General features: G+C 50.9%; 15 protein-coding genes. 8 read left to right on the top strand and 7 right to left on the bottom strand.

Features of this window, described 5'->3' with window-relative positions; translation table 11 throughout:
* Positions 1 to 302 precede the first annotated feature (302 nt).
* Positions 303 to 2,234 carry a glycoside hydrolase family 97 protein gene (locus M1D30_RS02495; protein WP_248505914.1) on the bottom strand — a complete coding sequence of 644 codons (1,932 nt, stop codon included), beginning with the start codon at positions 2,232 to 2,234 and terminating at the stop codon, positions 303 to 305.
* Positions 2,235 to 2,319: 85 nt separating this feature from the next.
* On the opposite strand from M1D30_RS02495, the gene tsaA reads away from it, so the two are divergent.
* The 3 genes from tsaA to M1D30_RS02510 all read left to right on the top strand — a co-directional run bounded on the left by tsaA (position 2,320) and on the right by M1D30_RS02510 (position 4,451).
* Positions 2,320 to 2,994, top strand: coding sequence for a tRNA (N6-threonylcarbamoyladenosine(37)-N6)-methyltransferase TrmO (tsaA, locus tag M1D30_RS02500; protein ID WP_248505930.1), 675 nt, complete (start codon positions 2,320 to 2,322; stop codon positions 2,992 to 2,994).
* A 183-nt stretch (positions 2,995 to 3,177) separates the two neighbouring features.
* Complete coding sequence (locus M1D30_RS02505; protein ID WP_248505932.1) at positions 3,178 to 3,684, top strand: DUF4890 domain-containing protein; 507 nt, start codon at positions 3,178 to 3,180, stop codon at positions 3,682 to 3,684.
* A 203-nt stretch (positions 3,685 to 3,887) separates the two neighbouring features.
* Complete coding sequence (locus M1D30_RS02510; protein ID WP_248505934.1) at positions 3,888 to 4,451, top strand: DUF4738 domain-containing protein; 564 nt, start codon at positions 3,888 to 3,890, stop codon at positions 4,449 to 4,451.
* Between the two features lie 34 nt (positions 4,452 to 4,485).
* On the opposite strand, the gene M1D30_RS02515 is transcribed toward M1D30_RS02510, so the two are convergent.
* Complete coding sequence (locus M1D30_RS02515) at positions 4,486 to 5,214, bottom strand: HAD family phosphatase (protein WP_248505936.1); 729 nt, start codon at positions 5,212 to 5,214, stop codon at positions 4,486 to 4,488.
* 36 nt (positions 5,215 to 5,250) lie between these two features.
* Positions 5,251 to 6,606 carry a glucose-6-phosphate isomerase gene (locus tag M1D30_RS02520; RefSeq protein ID WP_248505938.1) on the bottom strand — a complete coding sequence of 452 codons (1,356 nt, stop codon included), beginning with the start codon at positions 6,604 to 6,606 and terminating at the stop codon, positions 5,251 to 5,253.
* A gap of 130 nt (positions 6,607 to 6,736) precedes the next feature.
* Here M1D30_RS02520 and M1D30_RS02525 point away from each other — a divergent pair, with 130 nt between their 5' ends.
* The gene (locus M1D30_RS02525; protein WP_248505940.1) at positions 6,737 to 7,306 is read left to right on the top strand and encodes a phosphoribosylglycinamide formyltransferase; all 570 of its coding nucleotides are present in this window, start codon (positions 6,737 to 6,739) and stop codon (positions 7,304 to 7,306) included.
* A gap of 27 nt (positions 7,307 to 7,333) precedes the next feature.
* Positions 7,334 to 7,918, top strand: coding sequence for an outer membrane beta-barrel protein (locus tag M1D30_RS02530; protein ID WP_248505941.1), 585 nt, complete (start codon positions 7,334 to 7,336; stop codon positions 7,916 to 7,918).
* Here the strand turns inward: M1D30_RS02530 and M1D30_RS02535 are convergent.
* The 4 genes from M1D30_RS02535 to M1D30_RS02550 all read right to left on the bottom strand — a co-directional run bounded on the left by M1D30_RS02535 (position 7,911) and on the right by M1D30_RS02550 (position 11,957).
* A complete protein-coding gene (locus M1D30_RS02535) occupies positions 7,911 to 8,192 on the bottom strand; it encodes a SemiSWEET family sugar transporter (protein WP_248505943.1) in 282 nt (93 codons plus the stop codon). The two genes, M1D30_RS02530 and M1D30_RS02535, sit on opposite strands and share 8 nt — an antisense overlap.
* Before the next feature lie 96 nt (positions 8,193 to 8,288).
* On the bottom strand, positions 8,289 to 10,019 hold the full coding sequence (locus M1D30_RS02540) for an acyl-CoA dehydrogenase family protein (RefSeq protein WP_248505945.1): 1,731 nt from the start codon (positions 10,017 to 10,019) through the stop codon (positions 8,289 to 8,291).
* Positions 10,020 to 10,021: 2 nt separating this feature from the next.
* On the bottom strand, positions 10,022 to 11,044 hold the full coding sequence (locus tag M1D30_RS02545) for an electron transfer flavoprotein subunit alpha/FixB family protein (RefSeq protein ID WP_248505947.1): 1,023 nt from the start codon (positions 11,042 to 11,044) through the stop codon (positions 10,022 to 10,024).
* Between the two features lie 40 nt (positions 11,045 to 11,084).
* A complete protein-coding gene (locus M1D30_RS02550; RefSeq protein WP_013064028.1) occupies positions 11,085 to 11,957 on the bottom strand; it encodes an electron transfer flavoprotein subunit beta/FixA family protein in 873 nt (290 codons plus the stop codon).
* A 204-nt stretch (positions 11,958 to 12,161) separates the two neighbouring features.
* Between M1D30_RS02550 and M1D30_RS02555 the strand changes: the two genes are divergently transcribed.
* The 3 genes from M1D30_RS02555 to dnaG are packed head-to-tail and all read left to right on the top strand — an operon-like array spanning position 12,162 to position 17,800.
* Complete coding sequence (locus tag M1D30_RS02555) at positions 12,162 to 13,847, top strand: GDSL-type esterase/lipase family protein (RefSeq protein WP_248505949.1); 1,686 nt, start codon at positions 12,162 to 12,164, stop codon at positions 13,845 to 13,847.
* 23 nt (positions 13,848 to 13,870) lie between these two features.
* The gene (locus M1D30_RS02560) at positions 13,871 to 15,832 is read left to right on the top strand and encodes an ATP-binding protein (protein ID WP_248505951.1); all 1,962 of its coding nucleotides are present in this window, start codon (positions 13,871 to 13,873) and stop codon (positions 15,830 to 15,832) included.
* Between the two features lie 6 nt (positions 15,833 to 15,838).
* Positions 15,839 to 17,800 carry a DNA primase gene (gene dnaG, locus M1D30_RS02565; RefSeq protein WP_248505953.1) on the top strand — a complete coding sequence of 654 codons (1,962 nt, stop codon included), beginning with the start codon at positions 15,839 to 15,841 and terminating at the stop codon, positions 17,798 to 17,800.
* The last annotated feature ends 6 nt before the right edge of the window (positions 17,801 to 17,806 follow it).

Genomic DNA, 17,806 nt, shown 5'->3' on the forward strand with positions numbered 1-17,806 from the left:
AAGACTAATGTGAAAAACAAACTGCAAATTGTCAGTTCACGATAACTTTTCTTTAAAAACGTTTTCATGTCGGTTGTGGAGTCTCTTATTTTTGGGGTGCAAAATTAGTGAATTATCTGCAAATAACAGCATCATTTTATGCTTTTCTGATCCTTTGAAAAAGTAATTTCTACAAACTGTAGAACTATTTATAACTTTTTGTATAACAGATTGTTACATTGCGTATTTTTTGAGGTTGAAGTACAAAAAAAGGCTACCCGCAGGTAGCCTTTTTTTGTATGTTGATATGTTTGTTGGCTTACTTAGTAAATCAGGAAGCCGCCATTGGGCTGCATGGTGACGTTTGCTTTACCTTTTTTGAGTTTTGCAGGGGTAATAGCGGTGCCAGTGATGCGACCCTTCTTGTCTGCCTGATCAGTGAACTGCTTGGTGAGACTGTAGTCAGAGAGGTTAAGCATCAGCGTCAGTGGCGTCTTCTGGGCATTCAGACCAGCAATATACCACTTGTCGCCATGACGACGGGCCAGCACCACATAGCGACCAGGATAGCCGTCGATGAAGCGTGTCTCGTCCCAGGTGGTGGGGATATCCTTCAGCAGGTCGAGCTCGTGCTGGGGCAACTCCTGCAGGTTGTTGGGCTGCATGGCCACACACTGGATGGCGGTCTGCATGATATAAGCCGAGGCAATCTCGAAGGCATCAGTGGTCTTGCGCGTGTGGCGACTCTTATTGTCTGGTGACAGGTATTTGTTCATGATGACGCCACCCCAGTCCATGGTGCCCACAGCATTGCGGCAGAAGGGATGCAGGGTGAGGTCGAAGGCCTGACGGATGGCTGCGCCCTCGTTGAAATAGACATTCTCGCTGGCGAGGACGGCCTCGCTGGCCACATAGTTGGGATACATGCGCTCCCAGCCGCGAGGCAGGGTGCAGCCGTGGAAGATGCACTGGATGCCATAACGGTTGGCATCGAAGAGGATATCCTCGTAGAGTTTCATGGTCTCTTGCTTGTCGCCGCCGAAGAAGTCGACCTTGATGCCCTTCACGCCAATGCTCTTCAGCCAGGCCATCTCGCGGTCGCGTGCAATACTGTTGTCCAGGCAGTTGCGAGGTGTCTGGGGTGCGTCGTTCTCATGGCCGTTGGAGTTGTACCACAGCATCAGTGACACGCCTTTCGACTGGGCGTACTTCGAGAGCTCGGCCATGCGGTCGCGACCGATGTTCTGGTCCCACCAGTTGTCCACCAGGCAGAACTCATAGCCCATGGCCGATGCCAAGTCGATGAACTTCACCTGGTCGTCGTAGTTGATGGAGTTGTCCTGCCAGATGAGCCACGACCAGGTGTAGCGACCTGCACCATACTGCTGTGAGGGCTCGTAGAGGGGCTCCACCACATCATAGGCAACGGTGGTTTCGACAATGGGTTTCAGCGAGGTGCCCACGGTGATGGTGCGCCAGGGTGTTTGGCCAGGCAGGGCGATGCCTGCGGTGGCTGTGCCGTTGCCGTTGTTTTCGCCTGTCATGGGATAGGCAATGGTATAGGGATAATCGCTGAGGTGCGAGCCGCAATAGTGACTGTCGACACCCGTCTCAGAGATGAGTAGCCAGCCCTGGGGGGCATGGAACAGACAAGGGAAGGTATAGCCTTGGCCATACTGCGAGCGGGCCGTCATGGCACCGTCGATGCTGTAGCCTTCTTCGTAGCTGGGCTTGGTGCGTTCCCATCCCACCATGGCACTGCTCTGGGGGGTGATAAACGTGGTGGTGCCATCGGGCAGACGGAAGGCTGTGCTCTCTTTCTCGATGACGGCGCACTTGGGATTGTCGTTCTTCTGACGGGGGATGAGGTAGCGGAAGGCTACGTCGTTGTTGCTCACTGAGAACTCGGCCGACATCTTCTGACCTTTAGCGTTCTCGAAGTCGACGGTGAGCTGCTCGGCTACGTAGTGCATCTTCGACTGCTTCACCTGGCGCATCTCGTAAGTACGGTCGGCATGGGTGGTCTTGGTGCCTGTAATGGTGAGCTTCTGGGTGAAGTCGCCAAAGTTGGCCTTGAAACCCAGGGCCGATGGCAACAGCATCTGATGGCCGTCGAGGGTGACGGCATAGGTGGCCTGCTGACCTTCGTCGTTGATGGTGACAACAAGTTTTCCGTTGGGTGAGGTGACAGTAGCCTCGCGAGCCACAACTGCCGTTGGGAGCAGCAGGGCCATAGAAATCAATAGTTTCTTCATCTTAGGTTCTTTTATTTTCGTTGGTTTTGCATGCAAAGGTACGAAATAATTCTGAATTACGAAATAATTTCGTACCTTTGCACACATGAATATCAAACCCATAGCATACTTCCACTCGCCCCTGACGTCGAAGTTTGGCCTGCCTCGCCAAAGCGGACTGGCCGACGACTTGGTGGGTCGTATTGTGCTGGAGCCTGAATACAGGCGTGAGGAGGCCGTGCGTGGACTGGAGCAGTTTGACTATCTGTGGCTGATATGGGAATTTAGTGGTAATCCCCACGAACAGCAGGGACTCACCGTGCGTCCGCCTCGTCTGGGGGGCAACGAAAGGGTGGGGGTGTTTGCCTCGCGCTCGCCTTTCCGCCCTAACCGTCTGGGCCTCTCGTGCGTATATATAAATAAGGTGGAGATGACGGAAAAGGAAGGCCCCGTGATTTTTGTGAAGGGTGCCGACCTGATGGACGGAACGCCTATCTACGACATTAAGCCTTATGTGACCTATGCCGACAGTCACCCTGAGGCGCGCAGTGGTTTTGTGGACCAGACCACATGGGAACCGCTGAAGGTGGTATTGCCACAGGAGATGGCTGCTTGTTTTTCTGACGAGGAACAAAGGGGACTGCGACAGGTGCTGGCGCAAGATCCTCGTCCACGCTATCATGATGATGCCGAGCGTGTGTATGGTATGCCCTTCGCTGGCAAAGATGTTCGTTTTCGAGTGGAAAACGGCGTGCTGACAGTGGTGGAGATAAATCAGTAATACACTTCTTTTCTTTCGTTTTGTATTATTTTATACGACAAAACCGAAGAAAAATAACTTTTTTCATAAAAAAAATGTGTTTTTTTTTCGTTTTTGATTAAACTTCTGTCATTTTGTTACGTCAGTAAGATAGTTGCAACGCAAAATGAGTACAAAACTAAAAAAAGAAAAGGAGATTTAAAGATGAAAAAGATTCTTTTGACAATAGTTGCAGGCATGCTGATGACTGCCAACGTGATGGCCCAGGAGGCCAACCAGAACAGACCCGAGCGCAGACAGATGGATCCAAAGGAAATGGTGAAGCAGCGTACAAACGAGACTGTTGAGAAGTATAAACTGAGTGAAGAGCAGGCTGCAAAGTTGCTCGAACTGAATACAAAGTATATGGGTAAGATTCCCATGGGACCGATGGCTAGTATGCGCGGTCAGGGACGTCGCTCACAAGGTCAGATGGGACAGATGCCACAGCGTCCACAGCGCCCTCAGAACGATACAGTTCAGGGCCGTCGCCCGCAGATGGGTCAGATGGGCAATCGCGAGGAGATGCGTAAGAACATGGAGGCTTACAGCGCCGAGTTGAAGACCATCCTGACTGAGGAACAATATCAGGCCTATACGAAGGATCAGCAGAATCGCTTCCAGGGCCAAAGAGGACAAAGACCACGCAGAGACATCAACAATAATAATTGAGATTTTTTCATAGTGATTTAGGTTAACATAGTGTTTTGAAGGGGGCGAGCGAGCCCCCGCAAACAAAAATGATGTGAGTCATTTTTTGAGTAAAAAGATTTTTGGAATGATAACAATGCGCCTGCTATTTTTTAAATAGTAGGCGTTTTTTATGGCTGTATCAGTTTTTTTTTGTACTTTTGCTTCGTCAATAAACAATACGTATGAAACGATTATTTCCTTTGGTCTTGGCCTTAGGCATCATGATGCTGAGCGCCTGTAAAGAGAAGAAGCAAACCGACGACATTATCACCACGAAATATGTGCCCAAACAGTTGCAAGCTCCCATTGGTATGCCTGCCGATAAACAAGTGCAGACGGTAGAATGGGGAGACGCTGCCTATCAGGTGTCTGTCAGTCGTGTGGCTGCCGACAGTCTGCCGATGGCGAAGGATGAGGCTGGCCAGAAGTATAAGGACAACCGCATCACTGTTTCCGTCACTCGTCAGGATGGCTCTTCAGTCCTCAAGCGCACGTTTACCAAGAGCGCCTTTACACAGTATGTTGACGAGGTGTTTCGCAAGAATGGCATCCTGGCTAGCATCCGTTTCGACGAGGTGGATAATGGCAAACTGGAGTTCTCTGTAGTCATCGCCCTGCCCGATGCTATCGACGATGTGTTTATTCCTTTGGAGATGACTGTCGACCGCAATGGTATTATCAACATCCGCGAGGATGATGATATGGATATGCTCGACTATGTGGAAGACGAGGACGAGGGTGTGTAAGTGACTTTAGCTCGATACTGCTAAAGTATGGGGTTCATGATAGCGATGCCATCAGCTCGCGCCATTTGTTGCTGAGCATAATCATCGTGGGAAATACAATGTTGGCCCCCTGACTTTCCAATACTTCGTTGGCCAACGGACCTGTGTTGACGGCGAGTGTGAAGATGCGTGCCGACACGCCAGCCTTCACGCCCAATGGGGCATTCTCGACGACAAACGCCTCCCACGGATTCAGGTTGCCTGCCTTTTGCAGTCCCATCAGATAAGGGTCTGGGTTGGGTTTGCCGTGCTTCACGTCGTAGGCTGTTACGATGTGACTTTCGTCGAGATAGTCGCCAAAATCCTTAAGCAAGCGATTGATGAGTGGACGCTGTCCGCTACCCGTTACCACGCCGATGGTCAGTCCGTCAGCGTTTATCTGTTTCATCAGCTCTGGGATGCCAGGCATGATGTGTGTTTCTGGCAGAGCGTGAAACTGGCGTGTTTTCTCGTCGTACATCAGCTGCGCCTCGGCCTCGTCAATGTCGCGCCCCTGCTGCTTCTTCACCATCATGCGGATGGTGTCGACACCACGCGCACCCTCAGTGGCATAGGCGTCGGCCTCTGTCATGTGTATGCCAAACTTCTCCATCGAACGCTGCCACGCAATGGCGTGGTTGGGCATCGAGTTGTAGAGCACACCGTCCATATCGAAAAGCACGGCTTTGGGGCAAAGTGCCTCAAAGCCGTGTTCCTCTAAGTATTGCTTAATTGTTTGCTTCATTCTGTTAGATATTCTAGATGCGCTAGATATCCTGGATTACTTCTCTTTAGCCAGACGCTCCTTGATGGCCTTTGATTCAGCCTCGTAGCCGGGCTTCTCGAGCAGGGCAAACATGTTCTTTTTGTAAGCCTCTACACCAGGCTGGTTGAAGGGGTTCACCTCGAGCAGGTTGCCACTGATGCCACAAGCGATCTCGAAGAAGTAGATGAGCTGACCGATGTAGTACTCGTTGAGCTTGGGAACGCTGATGCGCATGTTGGGCACACCACCATCCACGTGAGCCAGACGGGTGCCCAGCTCAGCCATCTTGTTCACCTCGTCCACGCGCTTGCCAGCGAGGAAGTTCAGACCGTCCAGGTTCTCCTCGTCGTTGGGGAACAGCAGCTTCTTCTCGGGCTCCTCAATGCTGATCACTGTCTCGAAGATAGTGCGCTCGCCCTCCTGAATCCACTGACCCATAGAGTGCAGGTCGGTGGTGAAGTCAACAGAGGCAGGGAAGATACCCTTGCCATCCTTACCCTCGCTCTCGCCATAGAGCTGCTTCCACCACTCAGAGAAGAAGTGGAGCTTGGGCTGATAGTTCACCATGATCTCGATCTTCTTGCCGCTCTGATAAAGACCGTTGCGAACGGCTGCATACTGTGCTGCGAGGTTCTCGGCGAAGGGAACATCCTTGCCGCAAGCCTTCTCCATGTCCTGTGCACCAGCCACCAGCTGCTTCACGTCGAAGCCAGCGCAGGCTATGGGCAGCAGACCAACGGGAGTGAGTACAGAGAAACGGCCACCTACGTTATCGGGGATGATAAAGCTCTTGTAACCTTCCTTGTCGGCGCAGGTGCGGGCAGCACCCTTCTTAGCGTCTGTAACGGCTACGATCACCTTTTTAGCCTCCTCCTTGCCGCGCTGAGCCTCGCACTGCTTCTTCAACAGACGGAAGGTCAGGGCAGTCTCGGTGGTGGTACCAGACTTGGAAATATTGATAACGCCAAACTTCTTGTCTTTCAGGTATTCTGTCATCTCGAACAGGTAGTCCTCGCCGATGTTGTTACCAGCAAACATGATGGTGGGGTTCTTCTTATCCTGAATGAGCCATGCAAACGAGTTGCTCAGGGCTTCAATCACGGCGCGAGCGCCCAGATAAGAACCACCGATACCTGCAACTACCACAACCTCGCAGTTCTGGCGCAGCGTGTCGGCACAAGCCTGAATCTCAGCCAGAAATTCGGGAGTGATTGATGAGGGGAGGTGGAGCCATCCCAGGAAATCGTTGCCAGGGCAGGTGCCGTTCTCAAGGGCTTCCTGTGCTGCCTTTACCTTGGGCTCGAAAGCAGCCACTGCACCTTCTGCCAAAAAGCAGGAGGCTTTAGTCATGTCAAGAGTGATATTCTTCATATTGATTCATTTTATGTATTTGTGCTTTAAAGCGTTGCAAAATTACAAAATATCTGTGAGTTGGCAAAACTTTAGATATTTTTTTGTACCTTTGCGTCTATAAAATGACAATATCTTGATTTAGATGAAAATGAATATTGCTATTTTTGCTTCGGGTGGCGGAACGAATGCAGAGAACATCATCCGCTATTTCCACGACTCGGAGCTGGTATGCACGCCTTTGCTGGTCTGCAATAAAGCCGATGCTCCTGTGTTGGAGAAGGCTCAACGCTTGGGTGTCAGGACGCAAGTGGTGACCAAGGCTCAGTTGAACGACGCTGCGGTGATGATACCCCTGTTACGCGAGTATGATGTCCGCTTCATCGTGCTGGCAGGCTTCCTTCCATTGATTCCTGATTATCTGGTAGATGCCTACCCGCGTCGCATCGTTAATATTCACCCTTCGCTGTTGCCCAAGTATGGAGGCAAGGGCATGTGGGGGCACCACGTACACGAAGCTGTTAAGGCTGCTGGCGAAACAGAGACGGGCATGACTGTACATTGGGTGACACATGTCTGTGATGGTGGCGAGATTATTGCCCAGTATCGCGTGGCGTTGAGTCCTGATGATTCTGCCGACGATATCGCCGCCAAAGAACATGTGCTCGAGATGAAATACTATCCACCGTTGATAGAAAAGATACTGAAAGAGAACTTTTAAATCATTAAAATTAAATAACTTAATAACATGAAAAAAACAATCTTGATGGCCCTGATGGGGCTGATGACCGTTGTGTGCGCTCAGGCACAGACCGAAGACTTCCCTCGACACGAGGTGGCTGTGAGTTATGGTGCTGGTTCTAATTCCCAATGGGTGAATGCCTTCGAGCATATCGCTACCACCATTGTCACTGTGGGCAATGTAACCTACGAGAATGAAACATTCACTGGTCCTTTTTCAGTTGAATATTTCTATCATCCAAAGGAGTGGCTGGGCATAGGCGGCATCGCGGTCTATGGCAAAAATACGCAGGACGTAATGACTGGCAGTACCAAAAAAGGAGAACTCACGCAAGCCTACTACACCCTGATGCCTGGCGTTAAGTTCGATTGGCTGCGTTCCAACAATTTTGGCATGTACTCCAAGTTTGGTGTTGGCGCCACCATCCGCCACGAGATCTACGACGGTAATAGCGAGTCTGTGTTCCACTTTAATTGGCAGGCCTCGCTTCTTGGTATGGAGGTGGGTGCTCGTCAGCTGCGCGCCTTTGTTGAACTCGGTGTGGGTGAGCAGGGCATCGGACTTATCGGTTTGAGGTATAAATTTAACTAAAGTAGTCGTTATACATCTTGATGCCAAACACGATGCAGCTGCACGTCGTGGTCACAAGGTTGGTCAGAAACAGTGCCCATAGAATGTTTGGTTCGTGAAGCAGTCCTTGCAGCATAAAGGCAAAGCCTCCCACCGCCATCATCAGAAAGGTGGGCAGTGCAATGCCATCCGTATTGCGTGTGCGGATAGTTGTGATGGCTTGTGGTAAATAGCCTAATATCATGCCGATGGTGGCCACCCAGCCACAAATCTCAAAAATGATTCCTTGTTCCATAGTACTCAATTTGTTGGTATGTTGTGGGCAAAGATACAAAAAAATCCGATGAACCAAAAGATTCATCGGATTATTTTTTATTTGGATGAGGGCTGATTAAGCCTCAACCTCTTCATCGTTTGCCTTGAAATTAACAAGGTCCTCTACCTGGAAGGCTTTGATGTAAGCGGCCTTGCCAAGTACATCCTCCTCGGTCATGCGAACGTATACGTTAGCACTCTTCTTGAAGAGTTCAGGAGCCTTGCTGGCATCACGGATGATGAGCAGACTCATTACCAACTCGGCAGTCATGTCGTATAGACGACGAGCCAGGAAGTCGTGAGCATCCTGATTGTCAAGAGCCTTAACAGCAGCGAGAGCCTCCTCGTAAACAGGAATGAGCTTCTCAACGCGAGCCTTCAGACCAGCTACGCAGTCGCAGCACTCGATGCTTGCAGCCATCTCCTTGATGTTCTGGAGCATAGTGCCGTTAGTGATGTAGCGGATAGCAGCTACAACCTGCAACTGAGTGGTACCCTCGTAGATAGAGAAGATACGTGCGTCGCGGAACAGGCGCTGGCTCTTGTACTCCATGATGAAACCTGAACCACCGTGGATGCTGATAGCATCGTAAGCGTTCTGGTTGGCATACTCAGAGTTCATACCCTTGGCCAGTGGTGTGAAGGCATCAGCCAAGCGCTGGTACTTCTTCAACTCCTGCTTCTCCTCTGGTGTAAGCTTGCGGTCGCGCTCGATATCCTCAAGACACTTGTAGATATCAACGTAAGCGGCTGTCTCGTACAGCAATGAACGACCAGCATCGAGCTTAGCCTTCATGCGAGAGAGCATATCGTAAACAGCGGGGAAGTTGATGATCTTATCACCAAACTGCTGGCGCTCCTTAGCGTAAGCCAGACCCTCGTTGTAAGCCTCCTGTTCAACACCTACAGACTGTGCGGCGATCCCCAGACGAGCACCGTTCATCAGCGCCATCACGTACTTGATCAGACCCAGACGTGTGCTACCGCAGAGCTCTGCCTTAGCATTCTTATAGGTGAGCTCACAGGTAGGTGAGCCATGGATACCCAGCTTGTGCTCGATGTGACGAACGTCAACACCGCCCTGGCGCTTGTCGTAGATGAACATAGACAGACCACGTCCGTCCTTGGTGCCCTCCTCAGAACGAGCCAGCACGAGGTGGATGTCGCTATCACCGTTGGTGATGAAGCGCTTAACACCGTTCAGGCGCCAGCAGTTCTCCTTCTCGTCGAAGGTAGCCTTCAGCATCACGCGCTGTAGGTCAGAACCAGCATCAGGCTCAGTCAGGTCCATAGACATACCCTCACCAGCGCAAACGCGGGGGATATACTTCTGGCGCTGCTCCTCAGAACCGAACTCGTAAAGAGTATCGATACAGCTCTGCAAGCTCCAGATGTTCTGGAAACCGGCATCGGCAGAAGAAATCATCTCAGAGAGCATAGAGAACACGGTGTTAGGCAGGTTCAGACCGCCGTAACGACGAGGCATAGAAACACCCCACAGACCAGCCTTGCGGGTGGCGTCGAGGTTCTCGTAAGTCTTAGAGGCGTAGATCATACGACCATTCTCGAGGTGTGGACCTTCCAGGTCGACGCTCTCAGAGTTTGGCTCGATGATGTTGGCAGCCACATCGCCAGTGATGTCGAGAATCTGCTTGTAGTTCTCGATGGCATCGCCCAGGTCAACGGGAGCATAGTCATATTCTTTCGCATCAGCGAAACCCTTTTCTTTCAGCTCAACGATACGAGCCATCAGGGGGTGGTTCAAGTAGAACCCGATCTCAGGATGATCGCTATAATAGTTTGCCATAATTATTTGCTATTCTGCTTATAGTACTTAATTAACTTTGGAACAACCTCCTCAACGGTACCAACGATGACGTAGTCGGCAATCTTGTTGATAGGTGCATCGGGATCGCTGTTCACGCTGATGATGATACCAGAATCCTGCATACCAGCGATGTGCTGAATCTGTCCAGAGATACCGCAGGCAATATATACCTTGGGGTGAACAGTAACACCAGTCTGACCAATCTGACGGTCGTGATCCAGCCAGCCAGCATCGACAGCAGCACGGCTACCACCAACCTCACCATGGAGCACCTTAGCCAACTCGAACAGCATGTCGAAGTTCTCCTTAGAGCCAACACCATAACCACCAGCAACAACGATAGGAGCACCCTTCAGGTTGTGCTTGGCAGCCTCAACGTGGTGATCGAGCACCTTTACTACGAAGGCCTCGGGGCTAACATACTTGCTTACCTCAGGATAAACAACCTCCTTGCGGCACTCGCCCTCGTACAGGGCCTTCTGCATCACGCCAGAGCGTACAGTAGCCATCTGAGGACGGTGGTCGGGGTTGACGATGGTAGCTACGATGTTACCACCGAAAGCAGGACGAATCTGATAAAGCAGATTCTCGTATGTCTTGTTGTTCTTCTTATCCTCGAAAGGACCAATCTCCAGCTCTGTGCAGTCGGCAGTCAGGCCAGAGGTCAGTGATGACGATACACGTGGACCGAGGTCGCGACCGATAACGGTAGCACCCATCAGACAGATCTGAGGCTGCTCCTCCTTGAAGAGGTTAACCAGAATATCAGTGTGGGGAGCAGAGGTGTAAGGGAACAGGTCTTTAGCGTCGAAAACAAACAGCTTATCGACACCGTAAGGCAGAATCTGATCCTCAACCTTACCCTTGATGCCAGTACCGGCAACAATAGCATGGAGCTCTACGTTCAGTTCATTGGCGAGCTTACGACCCTTGGTCAGCAGCTCCTGAGATACTTCCTGTACCTGAGTACCTTCAATTTCGCAATATACAAATACGTTGTTCATATCTATATTTTCTGTGAAAATCTTGACGCGAGCGTCGAGCTTAGCCAATAATCTTCTCGTCCAACAATTCTTTGATCATTCCCTCGATATCAGCATCAGAAGCCGTCAAAGTCTTCGACTCCTTAGCCTGGAACACGATGTTCTTGATGGCCTTTACCTTGGTAGGTGAGCCACTCAGACCGCACTGGTTTACATCGCCATCCACATCAGCCACGCTCCACTGGTTGAGTGTGAGCTCAGGACGCTGCTCGTACAGATAGTCGTAGGCAGTACCCTCGGCAGGACGCTCCATAGGACAGGTAGCGCGCTTGTACTTCATCACCAGCTTAGCGTTCTGTGGGCGACAAGGAGCAGCGCTTCCGTTTACAGTGATAACAACAGGCAGAGGAGCCTCTACGGTCTCAACACCACCGTCGATCACACGCTTGATAGTTGCCTTGCCATCCTTTACTGAGAGAACCTCCTCAGCGTAAGTTACCTGGTTCAGGCCCAGCTTCTGAGCCACCTGAGGACCTACCTGAGCGGTATCACCATCGATAGCCTGACGACCACCGATAACGATGTCAACATCGCCAATCTTCTTGATGGCAGTAGCCAGTGCATAAGAAGTAGCGAGGGTATCAGCACCAGCGAAGAGACGGTCGGTCAGCAACCAACCTGTATCTGCGCCACGATATAATCCCTGACGGATAATCTCACCTGCACGTGGAGGACCCATCGTGAGGATTCCTACTGTTGAGCCTGGGTTCTGCTCCTTCAGGCGAAGGGCCTGCTCCAGGGCATTCAAATCTTCTGGATTGAAGATGGCGGGCAGGGCAGCACGGTTTACGGTGCCTTCGGCAGTCATTGCATCCTTACCCACGTTACGGGTGTCTGGCACTTGCTTGGCCAGCACAACAATTTTCAAAGCCATATTATTTATAATGTTCAATAATGAATATTCAAAATTTTGCAAAAAGCGGTGCAAAGGTAGTACTTTTCTCCTAATTGGCAAAGTAAAAAGTGTAAAAATTGCACAAACTTGGCTTAAACGTGCACAATTCGGCTATTTTGTGCAATTGAAAATTTGGTTTTCTCGCAGGTTATTAGTAACTTTGCACCCTGAAAAGCAAACTTTATGAAAAGACTACTATCTACGATAGCGGCGGCAGGATTGGCACTCGGTGTGGGCGCACAGGGGTTTGATAACCTGCCTGACCCTATAGAAGACGTGAACAAGGTGGTGGACAACACCCCTGACTCCATAGCAAAGGCGCTGATGTCGCGCCCTGCACCAGGCAGCACTCGCAAGGGAGAGCAGCCTGTTTTGTTCCTTGTTGGCAATTCCACCATGCGCAATGGCACGCTGGGTAATGGAAACAACGGCCAATGGGGCTGGGGATACTACTTTCCCAAGTATTTTAACGCACAGAAAATAGCTGTCGAGAACCAAGCACTGGGGGGGATGAGCACCCGTACGTTCTATACGGACCTATGGCCTGCCATCCGTCAGGCTTTGAAGCCTGGCGACTGGGTTATCGTGTCGATAGGTCATAACGACAATGGCGAGTTCTTTGACCAGAAGCGGGCACGTGCCGTGATTCCTGGCGTGGACCCAGATACATGTTATGTGGGTTTTAACCAGCGCACACAGAAGCAAGACACCGTCTATTCGTATGGCACCTACCTGCGCAAGTATATCAGCGAGATTCGTGCGAAGGGGGCTAACCCCATCCTGATGTCGCTGACACCACGTGATGCCTTTGACGACAAGGGTAAGATTGTGCGCAAGGCTCAGACGGAGTGGGCGGCCTACGTTGCTGCCGTGGAGGCTGTGCCCTTTGTTGACTTAAACGAGATCAGTGGGGCGAAGTTGGATACCTATAGTCGCTGGAAGCAGCAGTACCACTTCATGGGCGACAAGATTCATACGTCGAAGTTTGGCGCCGAGATGAATGCACGCTCTGCAGCTGAGGGACTGTGGGAGAGCAATAACCCACAGCTGCTGCCTTTGAAGGCCATGATGCAGGGCGTCGTGGGAGATAACTATAACGACCGTCGCGAGAAGGGTAAGCCTGTTGTCTTCTTCACAGGCGACTCGACAGTAAAGAACGCCGATAAGGAGGAAGACGGCATGTGGGGCTGGGCCTCGCAGGCGCAGACAGTGTTCGATGAGTCGAAAATTACGTTAGTGAATGCAGCTCGTGCTGGTCGTTCTACGCGTAGCTTTATTCGTGAGGGCTTGTGGGAGAAGGTATATAACTCGCTGCAGCCTGGCGACTTCGTGACAATTCAGTTTGGACATAACGATATCTGTCCGATTACGGATGCGAAGGCACGTGGTGTGATTGCTGAGTCGAAGGATACGCTGCACGTGTATCGTTTGGACAACGGTACCTATGAGGTGGTCTATAGTTTTGGCTGGTATCTGAAGAAGATGATTGACGACTGTCGCGAGAAGGGTGCTACGCCCATCCTTGTGAGTCTGACACCTCGCAACGAATGGCCTGGCGGCAAGATCGAGCGTCGCGACGACTCGTATGGCAAATGGTATCGTGAGGTGGTGAAGGAAACGGGTGTGGAGTTCGTCGATTTGCACAACATCAGTGCCGACTTCCTCGATAAGAAGTATGCAAAGAAACGTCTCTCTGATGACAAAGAGAAGGCAAAGGCAGAGATGGCCCAGATTAAAGAAAAAGCAGGTCTTTATTTTAAGAAGGACCACACCCACGCTTCGAAATTGGGCGCACAAATGAATGCAAAGTCGTTTGCCAAGGGTCTGAAGGCCAACGGCAGCACACTGGCTAAGTATCTTAAGAAGTAATGTATATCAAGAAGGTAATAGATATGATTCGATACATCGGACAATGTCGCTTGGCGATGAGCGCGCTGCTATTGGTAGTAGCGCTAAGCGCGTTTGGGTCTGATGACAGATTTTCACAGATTGACTCTCCATCGAGAAACAACGCATTGGAAAAGGATGCCGATGCGCGTATTGACCACATGCTGGAGTTCTTTAACGAGGCTGTCTACGATTCGGTATTTCCGCTGGCGCAGGAGATGATGGACTTGTGCGAGAAGCATCACATGGTGCGCCGTAAGATGCAGGCGTGGCACATGCTTATTGGTGCCTATCACTATACAGGACAGTATAACCAGGCTCTGCGCGAAACGAAGCTGATGTATCAGGAGGCTCGTAAGCGCGGCTCTGACTATGGCAAGTCGATGGCCTATTTCAATATGGGTAATGTGTACTTCAGCATGAGTCACTATGAGGAGTCGGCCGATGCCTACGAGAAGAGTATCCCCCTGATGCTGAAGATTGACGAGTCAGTGCTGTTGGATATTTATCCTTACTACTGCGACGCGCTGGAGGCTCTAAAGCGATTTGATAAGTTGGACCAGACCATTCTTCAGTGGTATCAGGTGATGCAGAAGCAGATGAAGAGTCTTTCTCCTGACGAAAAGAACGTGGCACTGGCTAACTATTTCATTGCATGCGTGCAGGGCTCACTGGGCAGGAATAGCCTGAATGATGCGGAACGATATCTGAATGATGCAGAGCGTTTTATTAAGGACAAGAACAGATATGAATATATGTATCTGCTGTTCTATCGTGCCCAGTTGCGTATGCTGCAGGGAAGATATGACGAGGCGCTGCAGTTGAATGCTGAACGGTTGAGAATGTGTAACTTCATTGACGACAAGCCGACACTGGTGCCTGTACATAAACAGAGAGCAGACATTCTGATGCAGGCAGGGCGCTTTAAAGAAGCTGCACAGATGTATGCACGTACTTACCTGCTGAGCGACTCGTTGAATCGCGCCAACACGCGTACGCAACTCAATGAGCTTCGCACCATGTTTAAGGTTGATGAACTGGAGACTGTGAACACTGAACGTGAGTCGCGACTGGAGGCTATGGAGGCTCACTCGGCCTGGCAGCGCAGCCGCTTTATAACGATTATCACGACGGTGGCATCTGTGTGTCTGCTTGCTATCATGCTCCTTGTTTGGTATTCAGCGCGTAAACTGAGATTCAAGAATAGGGAACTGGCGCTGCGCAATAAGGAACTGCGTATTGCCAGTGAAAAGGCGGAGGCTTCGCTGAGGATGAAGACTGACTTTATCCATCAGATATCGCACGAGATCCGCACTCCATTGAATGTGTTGTCGGGCTTCTCCCAGATTCTGACAACGAGTGGCGCCTCGCTCGATGAGGCTACGCGTCAGAGTATTAACCACCGTATCGTGGAGAGTACGGACCGTATCACCAATCTGGTGAACAAGATGCTGGAACTCAGCGAGGCCAGCAGCGAGACGATTATTGAACGTACTGACGATGTGTCGCCTGTACGTATTGCCGAAGAGGCCATCACGTTGGCATCTGTCAACAGACAGCAGCACATTACCTTCGACTATGCTGCCGATCCTGCAGTCCAGATGGTGACGTTGAAGACGAATATTAAGCAGGCTACTCGCGTTATCCAGTTCCTGTTGGATAATGCTGTGAAGTTTATGCATCCACAGGGTGCGGACCTGAAGCAGGGATTTATCCGCTTCTTGGTGAAACCTTCTGACGATAACTTGTTTGTGAAGTTCATCGTTGAGGATACTGGTAAGGGTGTGCCTGCCGAGGAGGCTGAGCATATCTTCGAGGAGTTTGTGCAGTTGGACGAATATTACGAAGGTACAGGTGTGGGCCTTACTGTGGCTCGCAGCATAGCGCGCCGTTTGGGTGGCGATGTGATGCTCGATACAACTTATAATGAGGGTGCACGCTTTGTATTCACCTTACCTAAGAACTAAATCGGAATGATAGACAGAGCGACGGTTGACAAGATTATCGATGCTGCCCGTATCGTTGACGTGGTGGGGGAGTTCGTGACACTCAAGAAGAGTGGCGTGAACTACAAAGGCCTGTGTCCGTTCCACGACGATCGTAACCCGTCGTTTATGGTGTCGCCGTCGAAGAATATCTGCCACTGCTTTGTTTGTGGCAAGGGTGGCACGCCTGCCAACTTCCTGATGGAACATGAGCAGATAACCTATCCTGAGGCGCTGCGTTGGCTAGCTAAGAAATACAATATCGAGATCGTCGAGAAGGAGATGACTGACGAGGAGCGTGAGGCACAGAGCGAGCGCGAGTCGATGTTCATCGTCAATGAGTGGGCGAAGGACTGGTTCCACGACATCCTGAAGAATGATCCTGATGGCATTGCGATAGGAAAGCAGTATTTTCGCAGTCGCGGCGTGCGCGATGATATCATTGAGAAGTTCCAATTGGGCTATGCGCCTCAGAAACGTGATGCATTGGCGCAGGCCTCTAAGACTAAGGGCTATAAGCCTGAGTTCCTAGTGAAGACGGGACTTTGTATCGAGGGCGAGAAAGGGGTGTATGACCGATATGCTGGTCGTGCCATCTTCCCTTGGTTCAATGTGAGCGGCAAGGTGGTGGCTTTTGGGGGCCGTGTGCTGGACAGTCGTACAAAAGGTGTGGCACAAAAGTATGTCAACTCGCCCGACTCGGATATCTACCACAAGGAGCGCGAACTCTATGGCATCTACCAGGCTAAGAAGGCCATCGTGAAGGAAGACCGCGTGTTCATGGTGGAGGGGTATACCGACGTGATTGCCATGCATCAGGCTGGCATCGAAAACGTGGTGGCTAACAGTGGTACGGCGCTGTCTACCTACCAGATACATATGCTGCACCGCTTTACGAATAATATCACCCTGCTTTATGATGGCGATGAGGCAGGTATCCATGCGGCCATGCGAGGCACGGACATGCTGCTGGAGGAGGGGATGAACATCAAAGTGCTGTTGCTACCTGATGGCGATGATCCTGACTCGTTTGCACGCAAGCACTCAACAGAGGAACTGAAGCAATATATCGAGGAGAACCAAACGGACTTCATCACCTTTAAGAGTCGCCTCACCGTAGAGAACGTCACTGACCCAGTGAAACGCTCTGAGGCTATAGGTGGTATTGTGAAGAGTATTTCTGTGATTCCTGATCAGATTCTGCGCTCAACCTATCTCAGCGACTTTGCTCATCGTATCAATATGAAGGAGCAGACGCTGATTGTTGAGATGAATAAGTTCATCCAGAAGAACCTGGAGGATAAAGAGAAGGATAGCGCACGACAGCAGGGACGCGAGCCCCAACAAGAGCAGGAGTTGCCACGGCCTGAGGTGAACGAGGACGACTTGCTGTCACTACACTCACCCACGGAGCAGGCTTCGCAAGTGGAGCAGATGTTGGTGCGCGAGATTGTTCGCCATGGCGAGGAGATAATCTTCGAGAATATCGAGACTGAGGATGGTGGAACCGTCTCGCTCAACGTGGCTCAGTATGTGAACTTCGACCTGACGCAGGACGGACTCTCATTTGCTCTTCCCATCCACAACCAGATACTGGCTGAGGCTGTAGAACAGAGCGAGAAGCCTGACTTCAAGGCCGAGTCGTATTTTTGTAATCATGCCGATGTGCAGGTCAGTCAACTGGCCACCCGCCTGGCCATCGACCGTCATCAGTTGGGTGGACGCTTCGTATTGGAACCTCGCGAGGGGTCGTTGCGGCAGCGCGTGCTTCATCTTGTGATGGACTTCCGCCTCAACATTGTAGAGAATAGATTGAAAGAGATTCAGCGTCAGTTGCAACAGGTGGGCTCTGATGTTGAGAAAATGATGAAATTATTAAAAGAACATAAGGAAACCAAAGAGATTCGCGATGAACTGGCGAAACGCCTGGGCTCCGATCTCGTTGTCTAAAACGAA

The organism is Prevotella sp. E15-22, assembly GCF_023204875.1.
Lineage (GTDB): Bacteria > Bacteroidota > Bacteroidia > Bacteroidales > Bacteroidaceae > Prevotella.

Coding starts and splice junctions, on each gene's coding strand:
- M1D30_RS02495 (WP_248505914.1), bottom strand. CDS start 2,234: ATGAAGAAACTATTGATTTCTATGGCCCTGCTGCTCCCAACGGCAGTT.
- tsaA (WP_248505930.1), top strand. CDS start 2,320: ATGAATATCAAACCCATAGCATACTTCCACTCGCCCCTGACGTCGAAG.
- M1D30_RS02505 (WP_248505932.1), top strand. CDS start 3,178: ATGAAAAAGATTCTTTTGACAATAGTTGCAGGCATGCTGATGACTGCC.
- M1D30_RS02510 (WP_248505934.1), top strand. CDS start 3,888: ATGAAACGATTATTTCCTTTGGTCTTGGCCTTAGGCATCATGATGCTG.
- M1D30_RS02515 (WP_248505936.1), bottom strand. CDS start 5,214: ATGAAGCAAACAATTAAGCAATACTTAGAGGAACACGGCTTTGAGGCA.
- M1D30_RS02520 (WP_248505938.1), bottom strand. CDS start 6,606: ATGAAGAATATCACTCTTGACATGACTAAAGCCTCCTGCTTTTTGGCA.
- M1D30_RS02525 (WP_248505940.1), top strand. CDS start 6,737: ATGAATATTGCTATTTTTGCTTCGGGTGGCGGAACGAATGCAGAGAAC.
- M1D30_RS02530 (WP_248505941.1), top strand. CDS start 7,334: ATGAAAAAAACAATCTTGATGGCCCTGATGGGGCTGATGACCGTTGTG.
- M1D30_RS02535 (WP_248505943.1), bottom strand. CDS start 8,192: ATGGAACAAGGAATCATTTTTGAGATTTGTGGCTGGGTGGCCACCATC.
- M1D30_RS02540 (WP_248505945.1), bottom strand. CDS start 10,019: ATGGCAAACTATTATAGCGATCATCCTGAGATCGGGTTCTACTTGAAC.
- M1D30_RS02545 (WP_248505947.1), bottom strand. CDS start 11,044: ATGAACAACGTATTTGTATATTGCGAAATTGAAGGTACTCAGGTACAG.
- M1D30_RS02550 (WP_013064028.1), bottom strand. CDS start 11,957: ATGGCTTTGAAAATTGTTGTGCTGGCCAAGCAAGTGCCAGACACCCGT.
- M1D30_RS02555 (WP_248505949.1), top strand. CDS start 12,162: ATGAAAAGACTACTATCTACGATAGCGGCGGCAGGATTGGCACTCGGT.
- M1D30_RS02560 (WP_248505951.1), top strand. CDS start 13,871: ATGATTCGATACATCGGACAATGTCGCTTGGCGATGAGCGCGCTGCTA.
- dnaG (WP_248505953.1), top strand. CDS start 15,839: ATGATAGACAGAGCGACGGTTGACAAGATTATCGATGCTGCCCGTATC.